This is a genomic window from Streptomyces sp. CB03234 (assembly GCF_001905885.1).
Classification (GTDB): Bacteria; Actinomycetota; Actinomycetes; order Streptomycetales; family Streptomycetaceae; genus Streptomyces.
On sequence record NZ_LIYH01000002.1, the window covers coordinates 1075633 to 1096063 of the forward strand.

Sequence of the window (20431 nt, forward strand, 5' to 3'; positions counted from 1 at the left end):
CCCGACGCGCCGCCGATCGGGTGAAGATCCACGGCGTGGCAGGGTGCGGCGGCCATTCTGCTCGCCATGATCACTTCTCGCCTGCGGCGCCGCGCCGCCGCGCTCGCCGTGTCCGTCGCCGCCCTCCTCGTACCCGCCGCGTCCACCGAGGCCGCCCCTGCCGCCGGGGCCGCCGGGGCCCGTGCCGCCGCTCCCGCCGCCGCCCCGGCCTTCGCCCCCAAGGCGGCGGCGAGCTGCCCGGTCGTCGAGGACCGCCTGTACCCGGCGGCGGACCGCCGGGTCGACCCGGACCGCATCACCCCGGCCCCCGCCTGGCGCAAGGACTGCAAGCAGCTCTACCGCGCGGACAACCGCCCGCCGGCCGTGATCTTCGAGCAGGGCTTCCACCCGAAGGCGCCGGTGGACGGCCAGTACGACATCGAGAAGTACGTCCTGGTCAACCAGCCCTCGCCGTACGTCTCGACGACGTACGACCACGACCTCTACAAGAAGTGGAAGAGCGGCTTCAACTACTACGTGGACGCCCCGAAGGGCGTGGACGTCAACAAGACCATCGGGGACACGCACAAGTACGCCGACCAGGAGGAGGTCGCCTTCCCCGGCGGGATCGCCCGCAAGCACATCGTCGGCGTCTGCCCGGTCGACCTGGTGAAGAAGATCGAGATCATGACGGAGTGCGAGGACAACCCGCACTACGAGCCCTGGCGCCGCTGACCGTCCGGCCCGGCCCCCCAACTCGGCCCGCCGCCCCGGCCGATAATCTGACCGGCGTCAGTTATGCACCAAGAAGGGGTGGACCAGTGGCGGACATCGAGGCGGCGCGCAAGGCGTTCGAGCGGTACGACGTGAACGGGGACGGGCTCATCTCGGCCGCCGAGTACAAGAGCGTCATGGCGCAGCTGGGCGACTTCAACGTCACCGAGACCGTGGCCCAGGCCGTGATCAACGCGCAGGACGGCAACGGCGACGGGCAGCTCACCTTCGACGAGTTCTGGGCGCACCTCAACAAGGCGTGACCACACCGACCAACGGCGCCGTCCGGACCACCGGGCGGCGCCGTACGCGTGCCGCGCTGGTGATCGGCGCGCCCTTGGTGATGACCGTGGCGCTGTTCGGCGCCGGGATCGCCGCGCGCGGCACCGGCGAGCTGCACGTCCCCGCGCCCGGCACCACCACCGTGCTGCGTGCCGCCGTCTTCGCCGCCCTCGCCCTGCACCTCGGCGAACTGGCTGGTGCCCGGCTCGCCGGAGCCGGCCGCGCGCCCCGCTCCTGGGCCCTGTGGGCCGCGCTCGGCGGGGCGGCCGCGTCGGCCGGGCAGATCGTGCTGCTGGCCGAGGTCAGCGACCTGGACCTCACCGCCACGTACGGCACGCGGGACGGCGGGCTGCTGCTGGCCATGGCCAACGGCTTCGCCCTGGCGGCCGGTTGTGTCGTGCTGGGGCGCCCCGGCTGGGCGGCAGGCCCGCTGGCCCTGGTGATCGGCGCGGAGGCGATGCGCGCGCACCCCGAGCCGTACACCCCGGAGTGGGGCACCGCACTCACGGTCGTCCACCTGACGGCCGCCTCCCTGTGGGTGGGCGGGCTGTGGTACGTACTGCGGACGATGTGGCTGCGCGGCGGCGGTCGGGACGTGCTGGCCCGGTACGCGCGCCTCGCCGGATGGCTGTACGCCGCGCTCGCCGTCACCGGCACCTGCTCGACGCTGCGCCGCCTCCCGGCCGAGGTGGTGTTCACCACGGCGTACGGCAGGGTCCTGATCGTCAAGCTCGTGCTGGTGGCCGTGGCCAGCGCGCTGGCCGTGAGCGCGCGCCGCCGCCTGCGCCGGGGCGGGGACGCGACGGCCCCCGCCCGCACCGAGCTGGCGGTGCTGGCAGGGGTCGTGCTGGTCTCGGCGGTCCTGACCGTGGTGCCCGACCCCCACTGGCTCAGCGTGCACTCGGCGTTGCTCAGGTGACGGCCGCGGCCAGCACCGAGGCCGCGTCGCGGACGAGCGGGTTGTCCGCCGGGGCGTCCTGCGCCGGCTTGGTCGTCAGGACGGCGAGGACGACCGGGGTGCCGTCGGGCGTCCAGGCGACACCGACGTCGTTGTTGGTGCCGTACGCGCCGCCGCCCGTCTTGTCGGCCAGGCGCCAGTCCGCCGGCAGCCCGGCGCGGAACCGGTACGTGCTGGTGGTGTTGGCCAGCAGCCAGCCGGTCAGCCGCTCGCGGTCGGGCCGGTTCAGCGCGGTGCCGAGCACCAGCCGCTCGTAGGTCCCGGCGATGGCGGCCGGGGTGGTGGTGTCCTCGACGCGCCACGGCTCGCAGGTGTTCAGCTCGGGTTCCCAGCGGTCGAGCCGGGTGGTGCCGTCCCCGATGGACCGGCAGAAGCGGGTGACGGCGGCGGGCCCGCCGAGTTCGCGCAGGAGCAGGTTGGCCGCCGTGTTGTCGCTGTGACAGATGGCGGCCCAGCACAGCTCCGCGACGGTCATGCCGGTGGCCAGGTACTCCTCCGACGTGTCGGAGTTCTCCACGAGGTCGTCCCTGGTGTACCGGATGCGCTTGGCGAGCACCTCGCCGTGCCGGTCGAGGTCCCGCAGCACGGCCGCCGCCGCCAGGGTCTTGAACGTGGAGCACATGGGGAAGCGCTCGTCCGCCCGGTACAGCACCGTCGCGCCGGTGACCGTGTTGCGGGCCACCGCGCCCAGCCGGGCCCCGTGCCGCCGCTCCAGCGCCCGCAACCGCCCGATGGCGGACGCGCGGCCGGCGGCGTCATGTGCACGAGGGGAAGCGGCGGCAGGGCCGGCCGCGCCGGTCGCCAGCAGCGCGGCCGCCCCCGCGGCGGCCGTGAGCAGGGTGCGGCGGGCCGCTCGGCCCCGTAACGTCGAGATGTTCTCGTTCTCCGTCATGGGCCGAGCCCATCACGGGTGAACCACCGGAAGGAAACGTTCCGGCGGCGTGTCAGCACCCGCGTGTCAGCATCCCGTGTCAGCACTCGATGATGTTGACCGCCAGCCCGCCGCGCGCCGTCTCCTTGTACTTGACGCTCATGTCGGCGCCCGTCTCCTTCATGGTCTTGATGACCTTGTCCAGGGAGACCTTGTGGCTGCCGTCGCCGCGCATCGCCATCCGCGCCGCCGTGACCGCCTTGACCGCCGCCATGCCGTTGCGCTCGATGCACGGGATCTGGACCAGGCCGCCGACCGGGTCGCAGGTCAGGCCCAGGTTGTGCTCCATACCGATCTCGGCGGCGTTCTCCACCTGCTCCGGGCTGCCGCCCAGCACCTCGGCGAGCGCGCCCGCCGCCATCGAACAGGCCGAGCCGACCTCGCCCTGGCAGCCGACCTCGGCGCCGGAGATGGAGGCGTTCTCCTTGAAGAGCATGCCGATCGCGCCGGCGGCCAGCAGGAAGCGGACCACGCCCTCCTCGTCGGCGCCGGGGACGAAGTTCATGTAGTAGTGCAGGACCGCCGGGATGATGCCGGCGGCGCCGTTCGTGGGGGCGGTGACGACGCGGCCACCCGCGGCGTTCTCCTCGTTCACGGCCATCGCGTACAGCGTGATCCACTCCATGGAGAGGGCCAGCGGGTCGCCCTCGGAGCGCAGCTTGCGCGCGGTGTTCGCGGCGCGGCGGCGGACCTTCAGGCCGCCCGGCAGGATGCCCTCGCGGGACATGCCGCGGTCCACGCACGCCTGCATGACCCGCCAGATCTCCAGCAGACCCTCGCGGATCTCCTTCTCGGTGCGCCAGGCCTTCTCGTTCTCCAGCATCAGCGCGGAGATCGACAGGCCGGTCTCCTTGGTCAGGCGCAGCAGCTCGTCACCGGTGCGGAAGGGGTACTTCAGCACGGTGTCGTCGGGGACGATCGGGTTCTCGCCCTGGACCGCGGCCTCGTCGACCACGAACCCGCCGCCGACCGAGTAGTACGTCTTCTCCAGCAGGGTGGCGCCCTCGGCGTCGTACGCCCACAGGGTCATGCCGTTGGCGTGGTACGGCAGCGCCTTGCGGCGGTGCAGGACCAGGTCCTCGTCGAAGTCGAAGCCGATCTCGTGCGCGCCCAGCAGGTTGATGCGCCCCGTGCTCCTGATCCGCTCGACCTGCTCGTCGGCGGTCTCGACGTCGACCGTGCGGGGGGAGTTGCCCTCCAGGCCGAGGAGGACGGCCTTGGGGGTGCCGTGGCCGTGGCCGGTCGCGCCCAGGGAGCCGTACAGCTCGGCCCGTATGGAGGCGGTCGGGGCCAGCAGGCCCTCGTTCTTCAGGCGGCGGGCGAACATCCGGGCGGCGCGCATGGGGCCGACCGTGTGGGAGCTGGACGGGCCGATGCCGATCGAGAACAGGTCGAAGACCGAGATGGCCACGGGGAGACTCCTTGGGTGGAAGACGTCGCTGTCTGCCGGGGTGGTGCAGGGACAACGCGGGGTGGGGCATGAAGTGGGGCACCGCACTCACTGGTCAGTGTGCGCGGTGCCCCGCATGTCGGTCTGTTACGTACGTAACCCTTGAAGAGTTTACAGACCGGGGTAAAGCGGGTGCTTCGCGGCGAGAGCGGAGACTCGGGCCTTGAGCGCGTCCGCGTCGTACGACGGCTTCAGCGCCTCGGCGATGATGTCGGCGACCTCGGTGAAGTCCTCCGCCTGGAAGCCACGGGTGGCCAGGGCCGGAGTGCCGATCCGCAGGCCCGAGGTGACCATCGGGGGCCGCGGGTCGTTCGGGATCGCGTTGCGGTTGACGGTGATGCCGACCTCGTGGAGCCGGTCCTCGGCCTGCTGGCCGTCCAGCTCGCTGTTGCGCAGGTCGACCAGGACCAGGTGCACGTCGGTGCCGCCGGTCAGGACCGACACACCGTGCTCGGTGACGTCCGGCTGGACCAGGCGCTCGGCCAGGAGGCGGGCGCCGTCCAGGGTGCGCTGCTGGCGCTCCTTGAACTCCTCGCTCGCCGCGACCTTGAAGGAGACCGCCTTGGCGGCGATCACGTGCTCCAGCGGACCGCCCTGCTGACCAGGGAAGACCGCAGAGTTGATCTTCTTGGCGAGCTCGGCCGTCGACAGGATCACGCCACCGCGCGGGCCGCCCAGCGTCTTGTGGGTCGTGGTGGTGACCACGTGGGCGTGCGGCACCGGGTTGGGGTGCAGACCCGCGGCGACCAGGCCCGCGAAGTGGGCCATGTCGACCATCAGGTACGCGCCGACCTCGTCCGCGACACGGCGGAAGGCGGCGAAGTCCAGCTGGCGGGGGTAGGCGGACCAGCCGGCGACGATCAGCTTCGGCCTGTGCTCCTTGGCCAGCTTCTCGACCTCGGCCATGTCGACCTGACCGGTCGCGTCGTCGACGTGGTAGGCGACGACGTTGTAGAGCTTGCCCGAGAAGTTGATCTTCATGCCGTGGGTCAGGTGCCCGCCGTGGGCGAGGTTCAGACCCATGATCGTGTCGCCCGGCTTCAGCAGCGCGAACATCGCGGCGGCGTTGGCCTGGGCACCCGAGTGCGGCTGGACGTTGGCGTGCTCGGCGCCGAAGAGCGCCTTGATGCGGTCGATGGCGATCTGCTCGACCACATCGACGTGCTCACAGCCGCCGTAGTAGCGGCGGCCGGGGTAGCCCTCGGCGTACTTGTTGGTCAGGACGGAGCCCTGGGCCTCCATGACCGCGACCGGAGCGAAGTTCTCCGAGGCGATCATTTCGAGGGTGGACTGCTGACGGTGGAGCTCGGCGTCGACGGCGGCGGCGACGTCCGGGTCCAGCTCGTGGAGAGGGGTGTTCAGAAGCGACATCGGGGAGGGTCCTTAGCTGCCGGAGAACTCGGTGTACTCGTCGGCGGAGAGCAGGTCCTTCGGCTCCTCCGCGACGCGTACCTTGAACAGCCAGCCGCCCTCGAACGGGGCGGTGTTCACCAGCGACGGGTCGGCCACGACGTCCTCGTTGGCCTCGACGACCTCACCGGTCACCGGGGAGTACAGGTCGCTGACGGACTTGGTCGACTCCAGCTCACCGCAGGTCTCGCCCGCGGTCACCGTGTCACCGACCGCCGGGAGCTGGACGTACACGACGTCGCCGAGGGCGTTCGCCGCGTGCTCCGTGATGCCGACCGTCGACACGCCGTCCTCGGCGGTCGACAGCCACTCGTGCTCCTTGCTGTAGCGCAGCTGCTGGGGGTTGCTCATGACGGGAATTCTCCTGTACGCGGGGGAGTGCTGGTGAACGGGGTGGTGAACGGGGGAGTGGTGCGGGTGGTCACTTCTGGCGCTTGTAGAAGGGCAGCGCCACGACCTCGTACGGCTCATGGGTACCGCGGATGTCGACCCCGACCCCCTCGGTGCCCGGCGCGGCGTGCGCCGCGTCCACGTACGCCATGGCGATCGGCTTGCCCAGCGTCGGCGACGGGGCGCCAGAGGTGACCTCGCCGATGACCTCGCCCCCGGCGACCACGGCCATCCCGGCGCGCGGGACCCGGCGGCCCTGGGCGATCAGGCCGACGAGCTTGCGCGGCGGCGCGATCTGGGCGCGCTCGGCGGCGGCCGTGAGGGCCTCGCGTCCCACGAAGTCGCCCTCCTTGTCGAACTTGACCACCCGGCCGAGCCCCGCGTCGAACGGGGTCAGGGACGTCGTCAGCTCGTGCCCGTACAGCGGCATGCCCGCCTCCAGGCGCAGCGTGTCGCGGCAGGACAGCCCGCACGGGATCAGGCCGACCGGGGCGCCCGCCTCGGTCAGCGCCTGCCACAGCTTCTCGGCGTGCTGCGGCTCGACGAACAGCTCGAAGCCGTCCTCGCCGGTGTAGCCGGTGCGGGCGATCAGCGCGGGGACGCCCGCGACGGTGCCGGGCAGGCCCGCGTAGTACTTCAGGCCGTCCAGGTCGGCGTCGGTGAGGGACGCCAGGATGCCGGGGGACTCGGGGCCCTGGACGGCGAGCAGCGCGTACGCGTCACGGTCGTCGCGTACGGCGGCGTCGAAGCCGGCGGCCCGCTCGGTGAGGGCGTCCAGGACGATCCGGGCGTTGGAGGCGTTGGCGACGACCATGTACTGCGTCTCGCCGAGCCGGTACACGATCAGGTCGTCGAGGATGCCGCCGTCCTCCTGGCAGATCATCGTGTAGCGGGCGCGGCCGACACCGACGCTGCCGATGTTGCCGACGAGCGCGTAATTCAGGAGGTCCGCGGCCTGCGGTCCGGTGACGGTGATCTCACCCATGTGGGACAGGTCGAAGAGTCCGGCCTTGGTGCGGACGGCGTTGTGCTCGTCGCGCTCGCTCCCGTACCGCAGCGGCATGTCCCAGCCGGCGAAGTCGGTCATGGTCGCGCCGAGCGCCCGATGCACGGCATCGAGGGCGGTCAGGCGGGGGGCAGTGCTCATTGGATGTGGCTCCCAGGTCCCAGGACGGGCATGGCTCGAAGACGATCCTCCCCATCTGTCATCGGAACCTGAGAGGTTCACCGTGACCGTACGGGGACGGTCCTCGGCTTGCACCTTGGGTGGAGCCGCCGGGGCGGCCCGCTTTTCAGATCTGCCTCATCCACGCGGTACGGGGCCTGAGAGATTCAAGGGAGGAACTTGCTCCTTCGGCGCCCGGGTGTGGACCCGGAACTCTCCCGCGCGGATTCAAGCGGCCGGTATGCGGTTGTGACGCACGTGTGTGCGTCGGCGCGCACATCATTGCACGCGGGGTCTCGTCGGCAAATCGCTTGTGCCTTATTACCCTTTCTTTACACTTCTTGGGCAAGGGTCGGAGGATGCCGACCCAGCTGGGGGAGTAGCGATGACGTTGCAGCGGACCGGGGCGTACGCGACGACCGCGGGAGTGCCCGCGCAGCCTGGCCTGCCCGCGCGCGGCCGGGCGGCGGCCGGGGTGGCCGCCCTGCCGGTCGTGCGCGACCTCCGCGACCGCGGCGGGCGCGGCCCCCGGGCGCTGACCTTCGCGGCCGGTGACCTGGTGGTCGTCTCGGGCCTGCCGGGCAGCGGCAAGTCCACGCTGATCGCCCGGGCGGCCCAGGGGCGCGGCATCGACTCGCAGGACGCCCGGGAGCGGTGGGAGCGCCGGGTGCCCGGCTTCCTGCCGTACGCGGTCTACCGCCCCCTCGTCCGGCTCGCGCACTACGCGGGGCTGCGGCGGGCGCTGCGCTCCGGCGAGAGCGTCGTCGTCCACGACTGCGGCACGCAGGCCTGGGTGCGGCGCTGGCTGGCCCGGGAGGCCGGGCGGCGGGGCACGGCCCTGCACCTGCTCCTGCTGGACGTCACGCCCGGCACGGCCCGCGAGGGGCAGCGCGAGCGGGGCCGGGGCGTGTCCGGGTACGCCTTCGGGCGGCACCGCCGGGCGGTGGGCCGGCTGGTGCGGGACGCGGAGCGGGGCGTGGTGCCGCGCGGGTGCGCGTCCGCCGTCCTGCTGGACCGGCCGGCGGCGTCCGCGCTGACCCGGATCGCGTTCGGCTGATCCGCCGTACGGCGGACCGCGTTAGGGTGCTGGCGGGCAGCGACAGGCACGCGCGGGAAGGACCAGAAGCACCAGTGGACACTGCATGGCCGGGCAACGAGCTCGAAGAGGTGCTCGCCGCCTCCCTCGGCAACCCCGCGGCCGGAGGCCGCCTCGTCGAGGTCCTGGGCCGTAGCCACATATGGGTGCCCCTCCCCAACGGCGGCGGCCCCGACAGCCCGGACCTGGACCTGCCCACCCTGGAGATCGACGGGCAGGGTTACGTGCCGGTCTTCAGCTCCGAGCAGCAGTTCACCCAGTGCGTCGGCGCCCACATGGCGTACACCGTCGCCCCGGCCGTCGAGTTCGCCCGCGGCCTGCCGCCGCAGCTCGGCATCGCCGTGAACCCCGGCGGGGCCGTGGGCGCCCCCCTGCCGCCGCCCGCCGTCGCCGAGCTGTGCCGGACCGGCCGCACCCCGCTTGGGGGTACCTCCCATGCCGGAGGCTATGGGGGAGGGCCCGCGCGCGGTGCCCGGGTGCGGCTGTTCGAGCCGGACTGGCAGGAGGACCCGGTCGACTTCCTGTCCGCCGCGGCCGCCGAGTTCGACGCCACCAGCACCGTCCTGACCGCCCGCCGCTGCCTGGCGAGCATCGAGGGCGACAGCCCCGTCCTTTTCGTCGGCGTCCAGCTCTCCTCCTGGGAGGGCGCCGACCGTAACGTACCGATGGACGCCCTCGGCCGGGCGCTGGGCCGGGTCCAGGTCGCGTGGCCGGTCAACCTGGTCCTGCTCGACGTCGCGCAGGACCCGGTGGGCGACTGGATGCTGGAGAAGGTACGGCCCTTCTACCAGCGCGGGCACGCATAAGCTGGTCCGGTGGACGGAAGAGGGGCGGGACCCAGGGTGAGCGCGTCAGGCACCGCGGCGGCCGGAGCGTCGGCCGGGCACGCGGCCCAAGCGGCGGCCGGACAGGTCGAGCACCTGCTGAGCCAGGTCACGCCCGGACGCTACGACACCTACGAGGCGCTCCTGCACGCCCTCGCCGACGGCCGGCTGTGGATGCTGCTGTGGCACGGCCAGGCCGGCTCCCCCGACGCCCAGTACGGGAACATGGAGGTCGACGGCCTCGGGTACGCCCCGTGCGTCACCTCCGCCCAGGAGCTCGCCGCCTCCGGCTGGAACCGCGCCCACGAGATCATCGGCGGCCGCGACATCGCCCGCGCCCTCTACCCCGACCGCTGGGGCATCTGGCTCAACCCGCACGCCCCGGGCGGCGGCGTCGGCATCCCGTGGCCCGACCTGCGACGGATCGCCACCGGCCTCGACCGGATGCCCGCCGGTCCGCTGAAGCTGTCCGAACCGGGCATCCAGATCCCCCAGTTCTACGCCCTGTTCACACAGAACGCCCACCGCACCCCCGCCGTCCGCTCGCTGCGCCGCGCCTGGGTCCAGCCGGCCCTCGGCACCCCGTACCTGGCGATCGGCCTGGACCTGTACGACACCGGCCAGGCGTCCGTCGACGCGGTGCGCGCCATGATGCAGCAGTCCATCGCCGCCGTCCCCGACGGCCTGCCCGTCTCCACGGTGGCGATGTCGGACGAGTACGACCCGGTGACGATGTGGCTGCGCGCCAACGCGCGCCCCTTCTACGACCGCGAGGCCCACGCCACCGCGCCCGTCGTGCCCGGTACGGGGTACGGCTACCCGCCCCGCGGCTGACGCGTCCGCCCGCGTCCCGAGCGGCGCGCCCGCCCGCGTACCGAGCCGCGCGTCCGGTGTCCGTTTCGGTGGAATAGCGGCCGAGTTGGTCCGCTGAGACGATCACCTCGTCCGGATAACGGAAGCCCACGACCCGCATCACGGTTGCGCAAACATTCCCCGTGAGGTCTGGCGGGTGATCGTGAACCCATTGAAGACTCCCCCCAACCAGGGGGCGTCGTACATGCGTGCAGCGCACTCGCGCACTCCCTGAACGGACCGCACCGCAGACCCGGGCGGTCTGTCGAGCACTGTCGGCGACCGTCGGCACGGCGAGCACGAGGGACGATGACCGCACCCATTGAGACCACCGGATCACAGGCCGAGGCGGCGCCTGAGGCCGTACTTGAAGGCGTCAAGTCCAAGCAGATCGAAGGTCGTTCACTCGGTCAGATCGCCTGGGCCCGCTTCAAGCGGGACAAACTGGCCGTGACCGGCGGCGTGGTCGTCATCCTGCTCATCCTGATCGCCGTGCTCTCCCGGCCGCTGCAGTCGCTACTGGGCCTCGACCCGAACGCCTTCCAGCAGGACCTGGTCGATCCCAACACCTCGCTGCCCAAGGGCGGGTTCGGCGGGATGAGCTGGGACCACCCGCTGGGCGTCGACCCGAAGTTCGGCCGCGACATCCTCGCCCGCATCCTGGAGGGCTCCTGGGTCTCGCTGGTCGTCGCCTTCGGCGCGACGATCCTGTCCAACGTCATCGGCGTGATGCTCGGCCTGATCGCCGGGTACTACGGCGGGCGCGTGGACACCTTCATCAGCCGGCTCATGGACACGTTCCTCGCCTTCCCGCTGCTGCTGTTCGCCATCGCCATCTCGGCGACCCTGCAGGGCGGTGCCTTCGGCCTGGAGGGCCTGCCCCTGCACATCAGCGTGCTCATCTTCGTCATCGGGTTCTTCAACTGGCCCTACATGGCCCGTATCGTGCGCGGCCAGACCCTGGCCCTGCGGGAACGCGAGTTCATCGACGCCTCGCGCGGGATGGGGGCCAAGGGCCCGTACATCCTCTTCCGCGAGCTGCTGCCGAACCTCGTGGGGCCGATCACCGTCTACGCGACACTGCTCATTCCGACCAACATCATCTTCGAGGCATCGCTCAGCTTCCTCGGCGTCGGGATCCAGCCACCGCAGGCCTCATGGGGCGGCATGCTGAGGGAGGCGGTCACCTTCTTCGAAGTCGATCCGCAGTTCATGCTCGTCCCCGGCCTCGCGATCTTCATCACCGTACTGGCCTTCAACCTGCTCGGTGATGGCCTTCGGGACGCTCTCGACCCGCGCAGCCGCTGACGTCTGCCACGTCATCCACGGCGGCCGCACCAGCGGGCCGGGACCGTACCGACAATTTCCGAAAACAAAGGGGAGTTCGACGAAAATGCGAAGGTCAGCAGTGGCCGCTCTCGCGGTCGTCAGCAGTGCCAGCCTGCTCCTCGCGGGCTGCAGCAAGGCGGACGACGGCCAGGACGGCGCGAAGGGCAATGCCAAGGCGAACGCGGCGACGACCGGTGTCGTCAACGCCTCGGACGCGAAGGGCGGTACGGTCACCTACGCGATGGCCGACGCCCCCGAGTCGTTCGACCCGGGCGACACGTACTACTCCTTCATCTACAACTTCAGCCGGCTGTACGCGCGCCCGCTGACGACCTTCAAGCCGGGCCCCGGCGAGAAGGGCAACGAGCTGGTCCCCGACCTCGCCGCGGGCCTCGGGGTCCCCAGCGACGGCGGCAAGACCTGGACGTACAAGATCCGTCCGGGCGTCAAGTACAGCGACGGCACGCCGGTCACGGCCAAGGACGTCAAGTACGCCGTCGAGCGCTCGAACTTCGCGCGTGACGTGCTCTCCAACGGTCCCAACTACTTCCAGACGCTGCTGGCCGACGGGGACAAGTACAAGGGCCCCTACAAGGACAAGAGCGACAAGGGCCTGTCGTCCATCCAGACGCCGGACGACCACACGATCGTCTTCAAGCTGAAGGAACCGTTCGCGGACTTCGACTACCTGGTCAGCGCCCCGCAGACCGCCCCGGTGCCGAAGGCCAAGGACAAGGGCGCGGACTACACCAAGTCCATCCTCTCCTCGGGCTCGTACAAGTTCGAGACCTACCAGGACGGCAAGCAGGTCGTCCTCGTCCGCAACGAGCACTGGGACGCCAAGACCGACCCGCTGCGCAAGCAGTACCCGGACAAGATCGTCCTGAACCTGAAGGTCAACCAGTCGACCATCGACAAGGACCTGATGGCCGGCGAGATCATCGCCGACCTCAAGGGCGGTGGCGTCGACGCCCAGACGCAGGCGCAGATCCTCGCCAAGGAGGACCTGAAGGCCAACACCGACAACGCGCTCGGCGGCCGGCTCGCCTACATGGCGATCAACACCAAGGTGAAGCCGTTCGACAACGTCGAGTGCCGCAAGGCCGTGCAGTACGCCATCGACAAGGTCTCCGTGCAGACCTCGATGGGCGGGCCGATCCGCGGTGAGATCGCCACGACGGTGATGCCGAACGACCTCCCCGGCCACCAGAAGTTCGACCTGTACCCCACCGAGGGTCACAAGGGCGACATCGCCAAGGCCAAGCAGCACCTGCAGGCGTGCGGCCAGGAGAAGATCTCCACCTTCATCTCCGCCCGCAGTGAGCGCCAGACCGAGATCGACGCCGCCACCGCCGTCGTCGCGTCGCTGAAGAAGGTCGGCATCGACGCCAAGATCAAGCAGTACCCGGGCAGCAAGTACTTCACCGACTACGCCGGTGTCCCGTCCTTCACCAAGAAGGAGAACATCGGCCTGATCATGATGCAGTGGGGCGCCGACTGGCCGACCGGCTACGGCTACCTGAAGCAGATCGTGCACGGCAAGGCCATCGGCCAGTCCGGCAACACCAACCTCTCCGAGCTGGACGACCCGACGGTCAACAAGCTCCTGGACTCGGCCATCGCCAACACCGACAAGGCGGCGCGTGACGCGGCGTACGTCGAGGTCGACAAGAAGGTCATGGAGCAGGCGGTCATCGTCCCGCTGACCTACTTCAAGGTCCTGAACTACCGCTCGCCGCACGGCACCAACATGGCCGCCTCGGCGGCCTGGAGCGGTCAGTACGACTACCTCAACATCGGCACCACGAAGAAGTAGCCCCGGAAGGCAGGTGAAGGCATTGGTGCCCGCGGGCCCCCGCATCCACGGTGCGGCCCGCGGGCACCGGCGCCGGTCCCCGTGATCTCGTACATCATCCGCCGGCTGATCGCGGCAGTGATCCTGCTGCTGGTCGTCACGGCGGTCACCTTCGGCATCTTCTTCATCCTGCCGAAGCTGGCCGGCCAGACCGCCGATCAACTGGCCCAGCAGTACATCGGCAAGAACCCCACGCCCGAGGACATCGAGGCGGTCAAGCGGAACCTTGGCCTCGACGACCCGGTCTACCTGCAGTACTGGGACTTCATCAAGGGGATCGTCACCGGCGCCACCTATGAGCGGGGCCCCACCACCGTCCAGTGCGACGCGCCCTGCTTCGGCTACTCCTTCAAGAACAACCTGGAGGTCTGGCCGCAGCTCGTCGACCGGCTGCCGATCACCGTCTCGCTCGCCATCGGCGCGGCCGTGCTGTGGCTGGTCTCCGGCATCGTCGTCGGCGTCATCTCCGCCCTCAAGCCCGGCTCGTTCTTCGACCGGGCCGCCATGGGCGGCGCGCTCGCCGGTGTCTCGCTGCCCATCTTCTTCACCGCCCAGCTGTTCCTGCTGCTCTTCAGCTACAAGCTGGAGATCTTCGGCCGGACGTACGTCCCGTTCACCGAGAACCCCTCGCAGTGGGCCAACACCCTGTTCCTGCCGTGGTGCTCGCTCGCCCTGCTGTACGCGGCGATCTACGCCCGCCTCACCCGGTCCGGGATGCTGGAGGCGATGAGCGAGGACTTCATCCGCACCGCCCGCGCCAAGGGCATGCGCGAGCGGCGGGTCGTCGCCAAGCACGGTCTGCGGGCCGCGCTCACCCCGATCGTCACCGTCTTCGGCATGGACATCGGCCTGCTGCTCGGCGGCGCGGTGATCACCGAGTCGGTGTACTCGCTGCACGGCATCGGCGAGTACGCGGTGCAGTCGATCGTCGCCAACGACCTGCCGCCGATCCTCGGCGTCACCCTGCTCGCGGCGTTCTTCGTCGTCTTCCTCAACCTCGTGGTTGACCTTCTGTACGCCGTCGTCGACCCGCGCGTGAGGGTGTCATGACCGAACTGTCCCAGCCCTCAGCACAAGCGCGCGCGTTCCTCGACGTACGCGACCTCAAGGTCCATTTCCCGACCGACGACGGCCTGGTCAAGTCCGTCGACGGGCTCTCCTTCCAGCTGGAGAAGGGCAAGACCCTCGGCGTCGTCGGCGAGTCCGGCTCCGGCAAGTCCGTCACCTCGCTCGCCATCATGGGCCTGCACCGGCTCGGCGCGCGCGGGAAGAACGTACGGATGAGCGGCGAGATCTGGCTCGACGGCAAGGAGCTGGTGAGCGCCGACCCCGACGAGGTGCGGCGGCTGCGGGGCCGCGAGATGGCGATGATCTTCCAGGACCCGCTGTCCGCGATGCACCCGTACTACACGGTCGGCAACCAGATCGTGGAGGCGTACCGCATCCACAACAAGGTGTCCAAGAAGGCCGCCCGCGCCCGTGCCATCGAGCTGCTGGACCGCGTCGGCATCCCCGAGCCCGGCAAGCGCGTCGACTCCTACCCGCACGAGTTCTCCGGCGGTATGCGCCAGCGCGCCATGATCGCCATGGCGCTGGCCAACAACCCCGAGCTGCTGATCGCCGACGAGCCGACGACCGCGCTCGACGTCACCGTCCAGGCGCAGATCCTCGACCTGATCCGGGACCTGCAGAAGGAGTTCGGCTCGGCGGTCGTCATCATCACGCACGACCTGGGCGTGGTGGCCGAGATCGCCGACGACATCCTGGTGATGTACGGCGGGCGGTGCGTGGAGCGCGGCCCCGTCGACAAGATCTTCTACGAGCCGCAGCACCCCTACACCTGGGGCCTGCTCGGGTCGATGCCGCGCATCGACCGGGAGCAGACCGACCGGCTCATCCCGGTCAAGGGGCAGCCGCCGTCCCTCATCAACGTACCGAGCGGCTGCGCCTTCAACCCGCGCTGCCCGTACGCGGATGTGCCCAAGGGCGGGATCACCCGCACCGAGCGCCCGGAACTGCGTGAAGTGGGCTCCGGCCACTTCTCGGCCTGCCACATGGAGCGGGAAGAGCGCACGCGGATCTGGACCGAAGAGATTGCGCCGAAGCTGTGACCAACGAACCGACGCGTACCGATTCCGGCCCCCTGCTCAAGGTCGAGGGCCTGGTCAAACACTTCCCCATCAAGAAGGGCCTGCTCCAGCGGCAGGTCGGCGCCGTGAAGGCGGTCGACGGCATCGACTTCGAGGTGCGCCGGGGTGAGACCCTCGGCGTGGTCGGCGAGTCGGGCTGCGGCAAGTCGACGATGGGCCGGCTGATCACCCGGCTGCTGGAGCCGAGCGGCGGCAAGGTCGAGTTCGACGGCACCGACATCACGCACCTGAGCACGGGCGGGATGCGGCCGCTGCGGCGCGACATCCAGATGATCTTCCAGGACCCGTACGGTTCGCTGAACCCGCGTCACACCATCGGCACGATCGTCTCCGCGCCGTTCCGGCTCCAGGGCGTCGAGCCGGAGGGCGGGGTCAAGAAGGAGGTCCAGGCCCTCCTGGAGCGGGTGGGCCTGAGCCCCGAGCACTACAACCGCTACCCGCACGAGTTCTCCGGCGGCCAGCGCCAGCGCATCGGCATCGCGCGGGCGCTCGCCCTGAAGCCGCGCCTCGTCGTGGCGGACGAGCCGGTCTCCGCGCTGGACGTCTCGATCCAGGCGCAGGTGGTGAACCTGCTGGACGACCTCCAGGACGAGCTGGGCCTGACGTACGTGATCATCGCGCACGACCTGTCGGTCATCCGGCACGTCTCGGACCGGATCGCGGTGATGTACCTCGGCAAGATCGTGGAGCTGGCGGACCGCACCTCGCTGTACGAGGCGCCGATGCACCCGTACACCAAGGCCCTGATGTCGGCGGTCCCGGTACCGGACCCGAGGCGGCGGGGGGCCAAGAGCGAGCGGATCCTGCTGAAGGGCGACGTGCCGTCGCCGATCGCCCCGCCGAGCGGGTGCAGGTTCCACACGCGGTGCTGGAAGGCCACGGAGATCTGCCGCGTTCAGGAGCCGCCCCTGCTGGAGCTGGCCCCGGGCCGCCGCGTCGCCTGCCACCACCCCGAGAACGCCCCGGACCAGGCCCCGGGCGACCCGGCGCTGGCCTCGGCGGGCGAGGCGATCGAGATCGTCCCGGCCACGAAGTCGGCGGAGCCGACCGTGGAGCCGGTGCAGGAGCCGCTCCCGGAGTCGGCTGTCCCCGAGGCCCCGGCCGCCCCCGAGGCCCCGGCCGCCGGGCTGTCCACGGAGGGCGAGGCCCCGAAGAAGCTCTGACGCGGCCGGCCCTCCGGTTCGGTTGCCGTTGGGTCCACTCCGTGGGGCGTGTCCCCCTTCCGGGTCGCCCCCGGCACCACCCGCGCGAGGGGACGGGGGCGGAGGTTGGGGGTGCGCGGACGTAAAACGACCGAGCTTGCGGTGGAGAGTCCGCACACCCTCCACCGCAGCCCTCGGCCCCGTCCTGCCCACCGGGCGGACCCGGTCCGAACCGGTTCACGCCGGGCACCGGCCCGGGGCCCGGACCGCCCCGCCGCCCTGCCCAGCGGCCCGAGGGCACGTCCCGCAGCGCCCCGCCACGCGCCCGCCGGTGCAGGGTCACCCCTGGCAGGCCACCGGCCCGAGCCGAGTCCGCAGCCCTCGGCCCCGCCCTGCAGCGCCCCGCCTCGCGCTCACCGGCGCGGTGCGGGTGCTGTCGTGTGGGGGTAGCCGTCCGGCGGGGGCGGAGCCCCCGGGGGGAACCGCAGCCCTCGGTCCGCCCGCCGGTGCCGGCAGGCCACCGGCCCGAGCCGAGTCCGCAGCGCCCGGCGCCGCCCTGCAGCGCCCCGCCGCGCGCTCACCGGCACGGTGCGGGTGCTGTCGTGTGGGGGTAGCCGTCCGGCGGGGGCGGAGCCCCCGGGGGGAACCGGCACAATTGGGCGGTGCTTCAGGAATTCTTCACCCCCTCCGTGCAACACGCGCTCGACCTCGCCGGCATCTTCGTGTTCGCGATCTCCGGCGCGCTCCTCGCCGTGCGCAAGAACTTCGACGTGTTCGGCATCGCCGTCCTCGCCGAGGTGACCGCCCTGGGCGGGGGGCTGTTCCGGGACCTGGTGATCGGCGCCGTGCCGCCCGCCGCGTTCACCGACCTCGGGTACTTCGTCATGCCCCTGGTCGCCACCGTGCTGGTCTTCTTCCTGCATCCGGTCGTGGAGCGCACCCAGGCGGCCGTGAACGTCTTCGACGCCGCCGGGCTCGGACTCTTCTGCGTCGCCGGTACGACCAAGGCGTACGAGCACGGCCTGGGCCTGACCTTCTCGGCCGTGCTGGGGCTGGCCACCGGCGTGGGCGGCGGCGTTCTGCGTGACGTACTCGCCAATGAGGTGCCGTCCCTGCTCCGCTGGGACCGGGACCTCTACGCGGTGCCCGCCATCGTGGGCGCCACGATGGTCGCGCTGTGCATCCGCTTCGAGATGCTGAACCCGTTCACCAGTGGCCTGGCGGCCCTCACCACGTTCCTGCTCCGCCTCCTCGCGATGCGCTTCCACTGGCGGGCGCCCCGTGCCTGGAACCGCCGTTCCGCCGCCACGGAGGAGCCCGAGAAAGCTACCGCTTAGTAGTTTCCTGTTGTACTGTGCCGGGCATGGACAGCGAGTTCGACCGCGACACCGCGGTGACCCTCCGGGAGCCCGGCGTCTACGACGCGGAGCTCTCCGCCGGCTGGACGATCATCCAGGCCGTCAACGGCGGCTACCTGCTCGCCCTGCTCGGCCGCGCCCTCGGCGACGCCCTGGCGCACCCCGACCCGTTCACGATCTCGGCGCACTACCTGACGCCGTCCGTGCCGGGCCCCGCCGTGATCCGGACCGAGACGGTCCGTACCGGCCGTACGCTCTCCACCGGCCAGGCCTCGCTCTTCCAGTACGCGCAGGACGGCACCGAGGTCGAGCGCATCCGGGTCCTCGCCTCCTACGGCGACCTGGACGCCCTCCCCGACGACGTACGGACGACGGCCAAGCCGCCCGCCATCCCGCCGCGCGAGCACTGCCTCGGCCCGTCCGACGGGCCGGCTCCCATCCCCGGCTCCTCCGCCATCACAGAGCGCCTCGACATCAAGCTCGACCCCACCACCCTGGGCTGGGCCGTCGGCGCCCCCTCCGGCAAGGGCGAGATGCGCGGCTGGTTCGGCCTGGCCGACGGCCGCGAGCCCGACCCGCTGTCGCTGCTGCTCACCGTCGACGCCCTGCCCCCGACCTCCTTCGAGCTCGGCCTCACCGGCTGGACCCCGACCGTCGAGCTCACCACCCACATACGCTGCCGCCCCGCCCCCGGCCCGCTGCGGGTCTCCATCACCACCCGCAACCTGGCCGGCGGTTTCCTGGAGGAGGACGCGGAAGTGTGGGACAGCGCCGACCGGCTGGTCGCCCAGTCCCGTCAACTCGCGCGCGCACCACGGGGTTAATGTCCGGGGGGTGAAGTCCGACCGGCTGCTCTCCATCCTCCTCCTGCTCCAGACGCGGGGCCTGGTCCCCGCCACCGAGCTCGCCGAGCGCCTCGACGTCTCCGTACGCACCATCTACCGGGACGTCGAGGCGCTCTCCGCGTCCGGCGTGCCCGTCTACGCCGAGCGGGGCCGGCACGGTGGCATCGCGCTGCTGGCCGGGTTCCGTACGGACGTCACCGGCCTGACCGCCGACGAGTCACGCGCCCTGTTCGTGCTCGCCGCCGAGGGCGCCCACGCCGCGCTCGGGCTCGACCGGGCCCTCGGCTCCGCGCTGCGCAAAGTCATGGCCGCCCTGCCGGAACCGCACCGCCCGGCGGCCGAGTTGACCAGCCGCCGTATCCTCGTCGACCCGGACCGCTGGCTGCGCGGGCCGAGCCCGGCCGTCGACCTGGACGTCCTGCACGACGCCGTGTTCACGGACCGGCGGCTGCGGCTGCGCTACCGCCACAGCGGTACGGAGGCGGCCAGGACGTACACGGTCGATCCGTACGGGCTCGTGGTCAAGGCGGGCGTCTGGTACCTGGTCGCCGACCACCGCGGCGCGCCCCGCCTCTACCGGGCGGACCGGATCCGGCGGGCGACCGTCACTGAGGATCCTGTGCGGCGGCGCGCCGGGGCGGAACTGGCGGAGGTGTGGGAGGCGCTGCGCAGGCAGGTGGAGGAGCGGCCGGCGGGGCTGCGCGTACGGGCCCGGGTGGAGGCGTCGCGCCTCGACCTGTTCGTACGGATCCATGGCGCCCAACTCGTGCGGGAGCCGGAGCCGGCGGGGGAGTGGGCGCGGGTCGAGCTCGCCTTCCCGGACGTGCCGCACACCCGCGCGCTGCTGGCCTTCGGGCCCAGCCTGGAGGTCCTCGACCCGCCCGAGGTGCGGGCCGAACTGGCGCGGCGGGCGGCGGCGGTTCTCGCGTTGTACGGGGACGTCAGTCCAGCCAGTGACGGCGCCCCAGACTGATCAGCCGCAACTGCCGGCGGGCCGTCCGCGCCACCCGGTTCCAGTCGCCGGGAGGCGTCGCCAGGAACGCCGAGGCCGTCATCACCATGTGGTCGACGTACAGCCCGGCGAGCATGAGCAGGTCGTCCCGCTCCCAGCCGTCGCTCTCGGGGTGCTTGGCCAGCTCGTCGGCCACCTCCCGGGCGAACCGGTCGAGTTGGCCGCCGATCGCCTCTCGTACGGGTGCCACGCCGCCGTGCCGTTCGCGGGCGATGAACCGGACGTGTGCGGGGTACTCGTGTACGAGCCCGGCGATCAACTCGACGGTGGCGGCGATCCGTTCGTCACTGTCGCCGGTCGCCGCCAGGGTCGTACGGATCGTGCCGTGCAGGCTGCCGAGGGCCTCGTCGACGAGGGCGATGCCGAGGTCCGCGGTGTCGCGGAAGTGCCGGTAGAAGGCCGCCGGGGCGACGCCGACCGCGCGGGTCACCTCCCGCAGGCCGAGACTGCTCAGGCTCTGCTCCTCCAGCAGGTGGAGGGCGGCGTCCAGGAGGGCCTGACGGGTCTTCTGCTTCTGGGCCTGCCGGATCCCGGAGGTGTGACTCATGTCATTCAGTAAACAACTGTTCTCCTGACTGCTCCAGTGCCGGGCTCGATAGACTGGGTAGTCAGTGAACAACTGTTCCGAT

At 71.2% G+C, this 20431-nt stretch carries 20 protein-coding genes and 1 riboswitch; of the genes, 14 read left to right on the forward strand and 6 right to left on the reverse strand.

Going from position 1 to position 20431, the window contains the following annotated elements:
- The first annotated feature begins 66 nt into the window (after positions 1 to 66).
- The 3 genes from AMK26_RS11825 (at position 67) to AMK26_RS11835 (ending at position 1954) form a co-directional block, all read left to right on the forward strand.
- On the forward strand, positions 67 to 714 hold the full coding sequence (locus AMK26_RS11825) for an ADP-ribosyltransferase (protein ID WP_073754466.1): 648 nt from the start codon (positions 67 to 69) through the stop codon (positions 712 to 714).
- Between the two features lie 86 nt (positions 715 to 800).
- Positions 801 to 1016 carry an EF-hand domain-containing protein gene (locus AMK26_RS11830; RefSeq protein ID WP_073754467.1) on the forward strand — a complete coding sequence of 72 codons (216 nt, stop codon included), beginning with the start codon at positions 801 to 803 and terminating at the stop codon, positions 1014 to 1016.
- Complete coding sequence (locus AMK26_RS11835) at positions 1013 to 1954, forward strand: CopD family protein (RefSeq protein ID WP_073754468.1); 942 nt, start codon at positions 1013 to 1015, stop codon at positions 1952 to 1954. The genes AMK26_RS11830 and AMK26_RS11835 overlap by 4 nt, the downstream gene beginning before the upstream one ends.
- On the opposite strand, the gene bla is transcribed toward AMK26_RS11835, so the two are convergent.
- The 5 genes from bla to gcvT all read right to left on the reverse strand — a co-directional run bounded on the left by bla (position 1947) and on the right by gcvT (position 7321).
- A complete protein-coding gene (bla, locus tag AMK26_RS11840) occupies positions 1947 to 2885 on the reverse strand; it encodes a class A beta-lactamase (RefSeq protein WP_073754469.1) in 939 nt (312 codons plus the stop codon). The two genes, AMK26_RS11835 and bla, sit on opposite strands and share 8 nt — an antisense overlap.
- Before the next feature lie 79 nt (positions 2886 to 2964).
- On the reverse strand, positions 2965 to 4335 hold the full coding sequence (locus AMK26_RS11845) for an L-serine ammonia-lyase (RefSeq protein ID WP_073754470.1): 1371 nt from the start codon (positions 4333 to 4335) through the stop codon (positions 2965 to 2967).
- A gap of 150 nt (positions 4336 to 4485) precedes the next feature.
- Positions 4486 to 5745, reverse strand: a complete 1260-nt coding sequence (glyA, locus tag AMK26_RS11850) for a serine hydroxymethyltransferase (RefSeq protein ID WP_073754471.1) — start codon at positions 5743 to 5745, stop codon at positions 4486 to 4488.
- Between the two features lie 12 nt (positions 5746 to 5757).
- Positions 5758 to 6135: a glycine cleavage system protein GcvH gene (gcvH, locus tag AMK26_RS11855; RefSeq protein WP_073754472.1), complete on the reverse strand. Its 378-nt coding sequence runs from the start codon at positions 6133 to 6135 to the stop codon at positions 5758 to 5760.
- A gap of 70 nt (positions 6136 to 6205) precedes the next feature.
- Positions 6206 to 7321 carry a glycine cleavage system aminomethyltransferase GcvT gene (gene gcvT, locus AMK26_RS11860; RefSeq protein WP_073754473.1) on the reverse strand — a complete coding sequence of 372 codons (1116 nt, stop codon included), beginning with the start codon at positions 7319 to 7321 and terminating at the stop codon, positions 6206 to 6208.
- Positions 7322 to 7476: 155 nt separating this feature from the next.
- Positions 7477 to 7570: riboswitch (glycine riboswitch) on the reverse strand.
- A 154-nt stretch (positions 7571 to 7724) separates the two neighbouring features.
- On the opposite strand from gcvT, the gene AMK26_RS11865 reads away from it, so the two are divergent.
- The 11 genes from AMK26_RS11865 to AMK26_RS11915 all read left to right on the forward strand — a co-directional run bounded on the left by AMK26_RS11865 (position 7725) and on the right by AMK26_RS11915 (position 19763).
- Positions 7725 to 8396 carry an AAA family ATPase gene (locus tag AMK26_RS11865; protein ID WP_073754474.1) on the forward strand — a complete coding sequence of 224 codons (672 nt, stop codon included), beginning with the start codon at positions 7725 to 7727 and terminating at the stop codon, positions 8394 to 8396.
- A gap of 74 nt (positions 8397 to 8470) precedes the next feature.
- Positions 8471 to 9241 carry an enhanced serine sensitivity protein SseB gene (locus AMK26_RS11870; protein ID WP_073754475.1) on the forward strand — a complete coding sequence of 257 codons (771 nt, stop codon included), beginning with the start codon at positions 8471 to 8473 and terminating at the stop codon, positions 9239 to 9241.
- Positions 9242 to 9277: 36 nt separating this feature from the next.
- Positions 9278 to 10093, forward strand: coding sequence for an enhanced serine sensitivity protein SseB C-terminal domain-containing protein (locus AMK26_RS11875; protein ID WP_073754476.1), 816 nt, complete (start codon positions 9278 to 9280; stop codon positions 10091 to 10093).
- A gap of 327 nt (positions 10094 to 10420) precedes the next feature.
- Positions 10421 to 11419: an ABC transporter permease gene (locus AMK26_RS11880; RefSeq protein WP_073754477.1), complete on the forward strand. Its 999-nt coding sequence runs from the start codon at positions 10421 to 10423 to the stop codon at positions 11417 to 11419.
- A gap of 85 nt (positions 11420 to 11504) precedes the next feature.
- Positions 11505 to 13256, forward strand: a complete 1752-nt coding sequence (locus AMK26_RS11885; RefSeq protein WP_198944032.1) for an ABC transporter substrate-binding protein — start codon at positions 11505 to 11507, stop codon at positions 13254 to 13256.
- Positions 13257 to 13337: 81 nt separating this feature from the next.
- A complete protein-coding gene (locus AMK26_RS11890; RefSeq protein ID WP_073754479.1) occupies positions 13338 to 14345 on the forward strand; it encodes an ABC transporter permease in 1008 nt (335 codons plus the stop codon).
- Entirely contained in the window at positions 14342 to 15406 is a 1065-nt protein-coding gene (locus tag AMK26_RS11895) for an ABC transporter ATP-binding protein (protein ID WP_073754480.1), read from the forward strand. Before AMK26_RS11890 ends, AMK26_RS11895 begins: the two co-directional genes overlap by 4 nt.
- Complete coding sequence (locus tag AMK26_RS11900) at positions 15403 to 16608, forward strand: ABC transporter ATP-binding protein (RefSeq protein ID WP_073754481.1); 1206 nt, start codon at positions 15403 to 15405, stop codon at positions 16606 to 16608. Before AMK26_RS11895 ends, AMK26_RS11900 begins: the two co-directional genes overlap by 4 nt.
- Positions 16609 to 17249: 641 nt before the next feature.
- On the forward strand, positions 17250 to 17924 hold the full coding sequence (locus AMK26_RS11905) for a trimeric intracellular cation channel family protein (RefSeq protein ID WP_073754482.1): 675 nt from the start codon (positions 17250 to 17252) through the stop codon (positions 17922 to 17924).
- A 26-nt stretch (positions 17925 to 17950) separates the two neighbouring features.
- Complete coding sequence (locus tag AMK26_RS11910) at positions 17951 to 18769, forward strand: thioesterase family protein (RefSeq protein ID WP_073754483.1); 819 nt, start codon at positions 17951 to 17953, stop codon at positions 18767 to 18769.
- A gap of 10 nt (positions 18770 to 18779) precedes the next feature.
- On the forward strand, positions 18780 to 19763 hold the full coding sequence (locus AMK26_RS11915) for a helix-turn-helix transcriptional regulator (RefSeq protein ID WP_073754484.1): 984 nt from the start codon (positions 18780 to 18782) through the stop codon (positions 19761 to 19763).
- Here the strand turns inward: AMK26_RS11915 and AMK26_RS11920 are convergent.
- Entirely contained in the window at positions 19732 to 20349 is a 618-nt protein-coding gene (locus tag AMK26_RS11920) for a TetR family transcriptional regulator (protein ID WP_073754485.1), read from the reverse strand. The two genes, AMK26_RS11915 and AMK26_RS11920, sit on opposite strands and share 32 nt — an antisense overlap.
- Positions 20350 to 20431 lie beyond the last annotated feature (82 nt).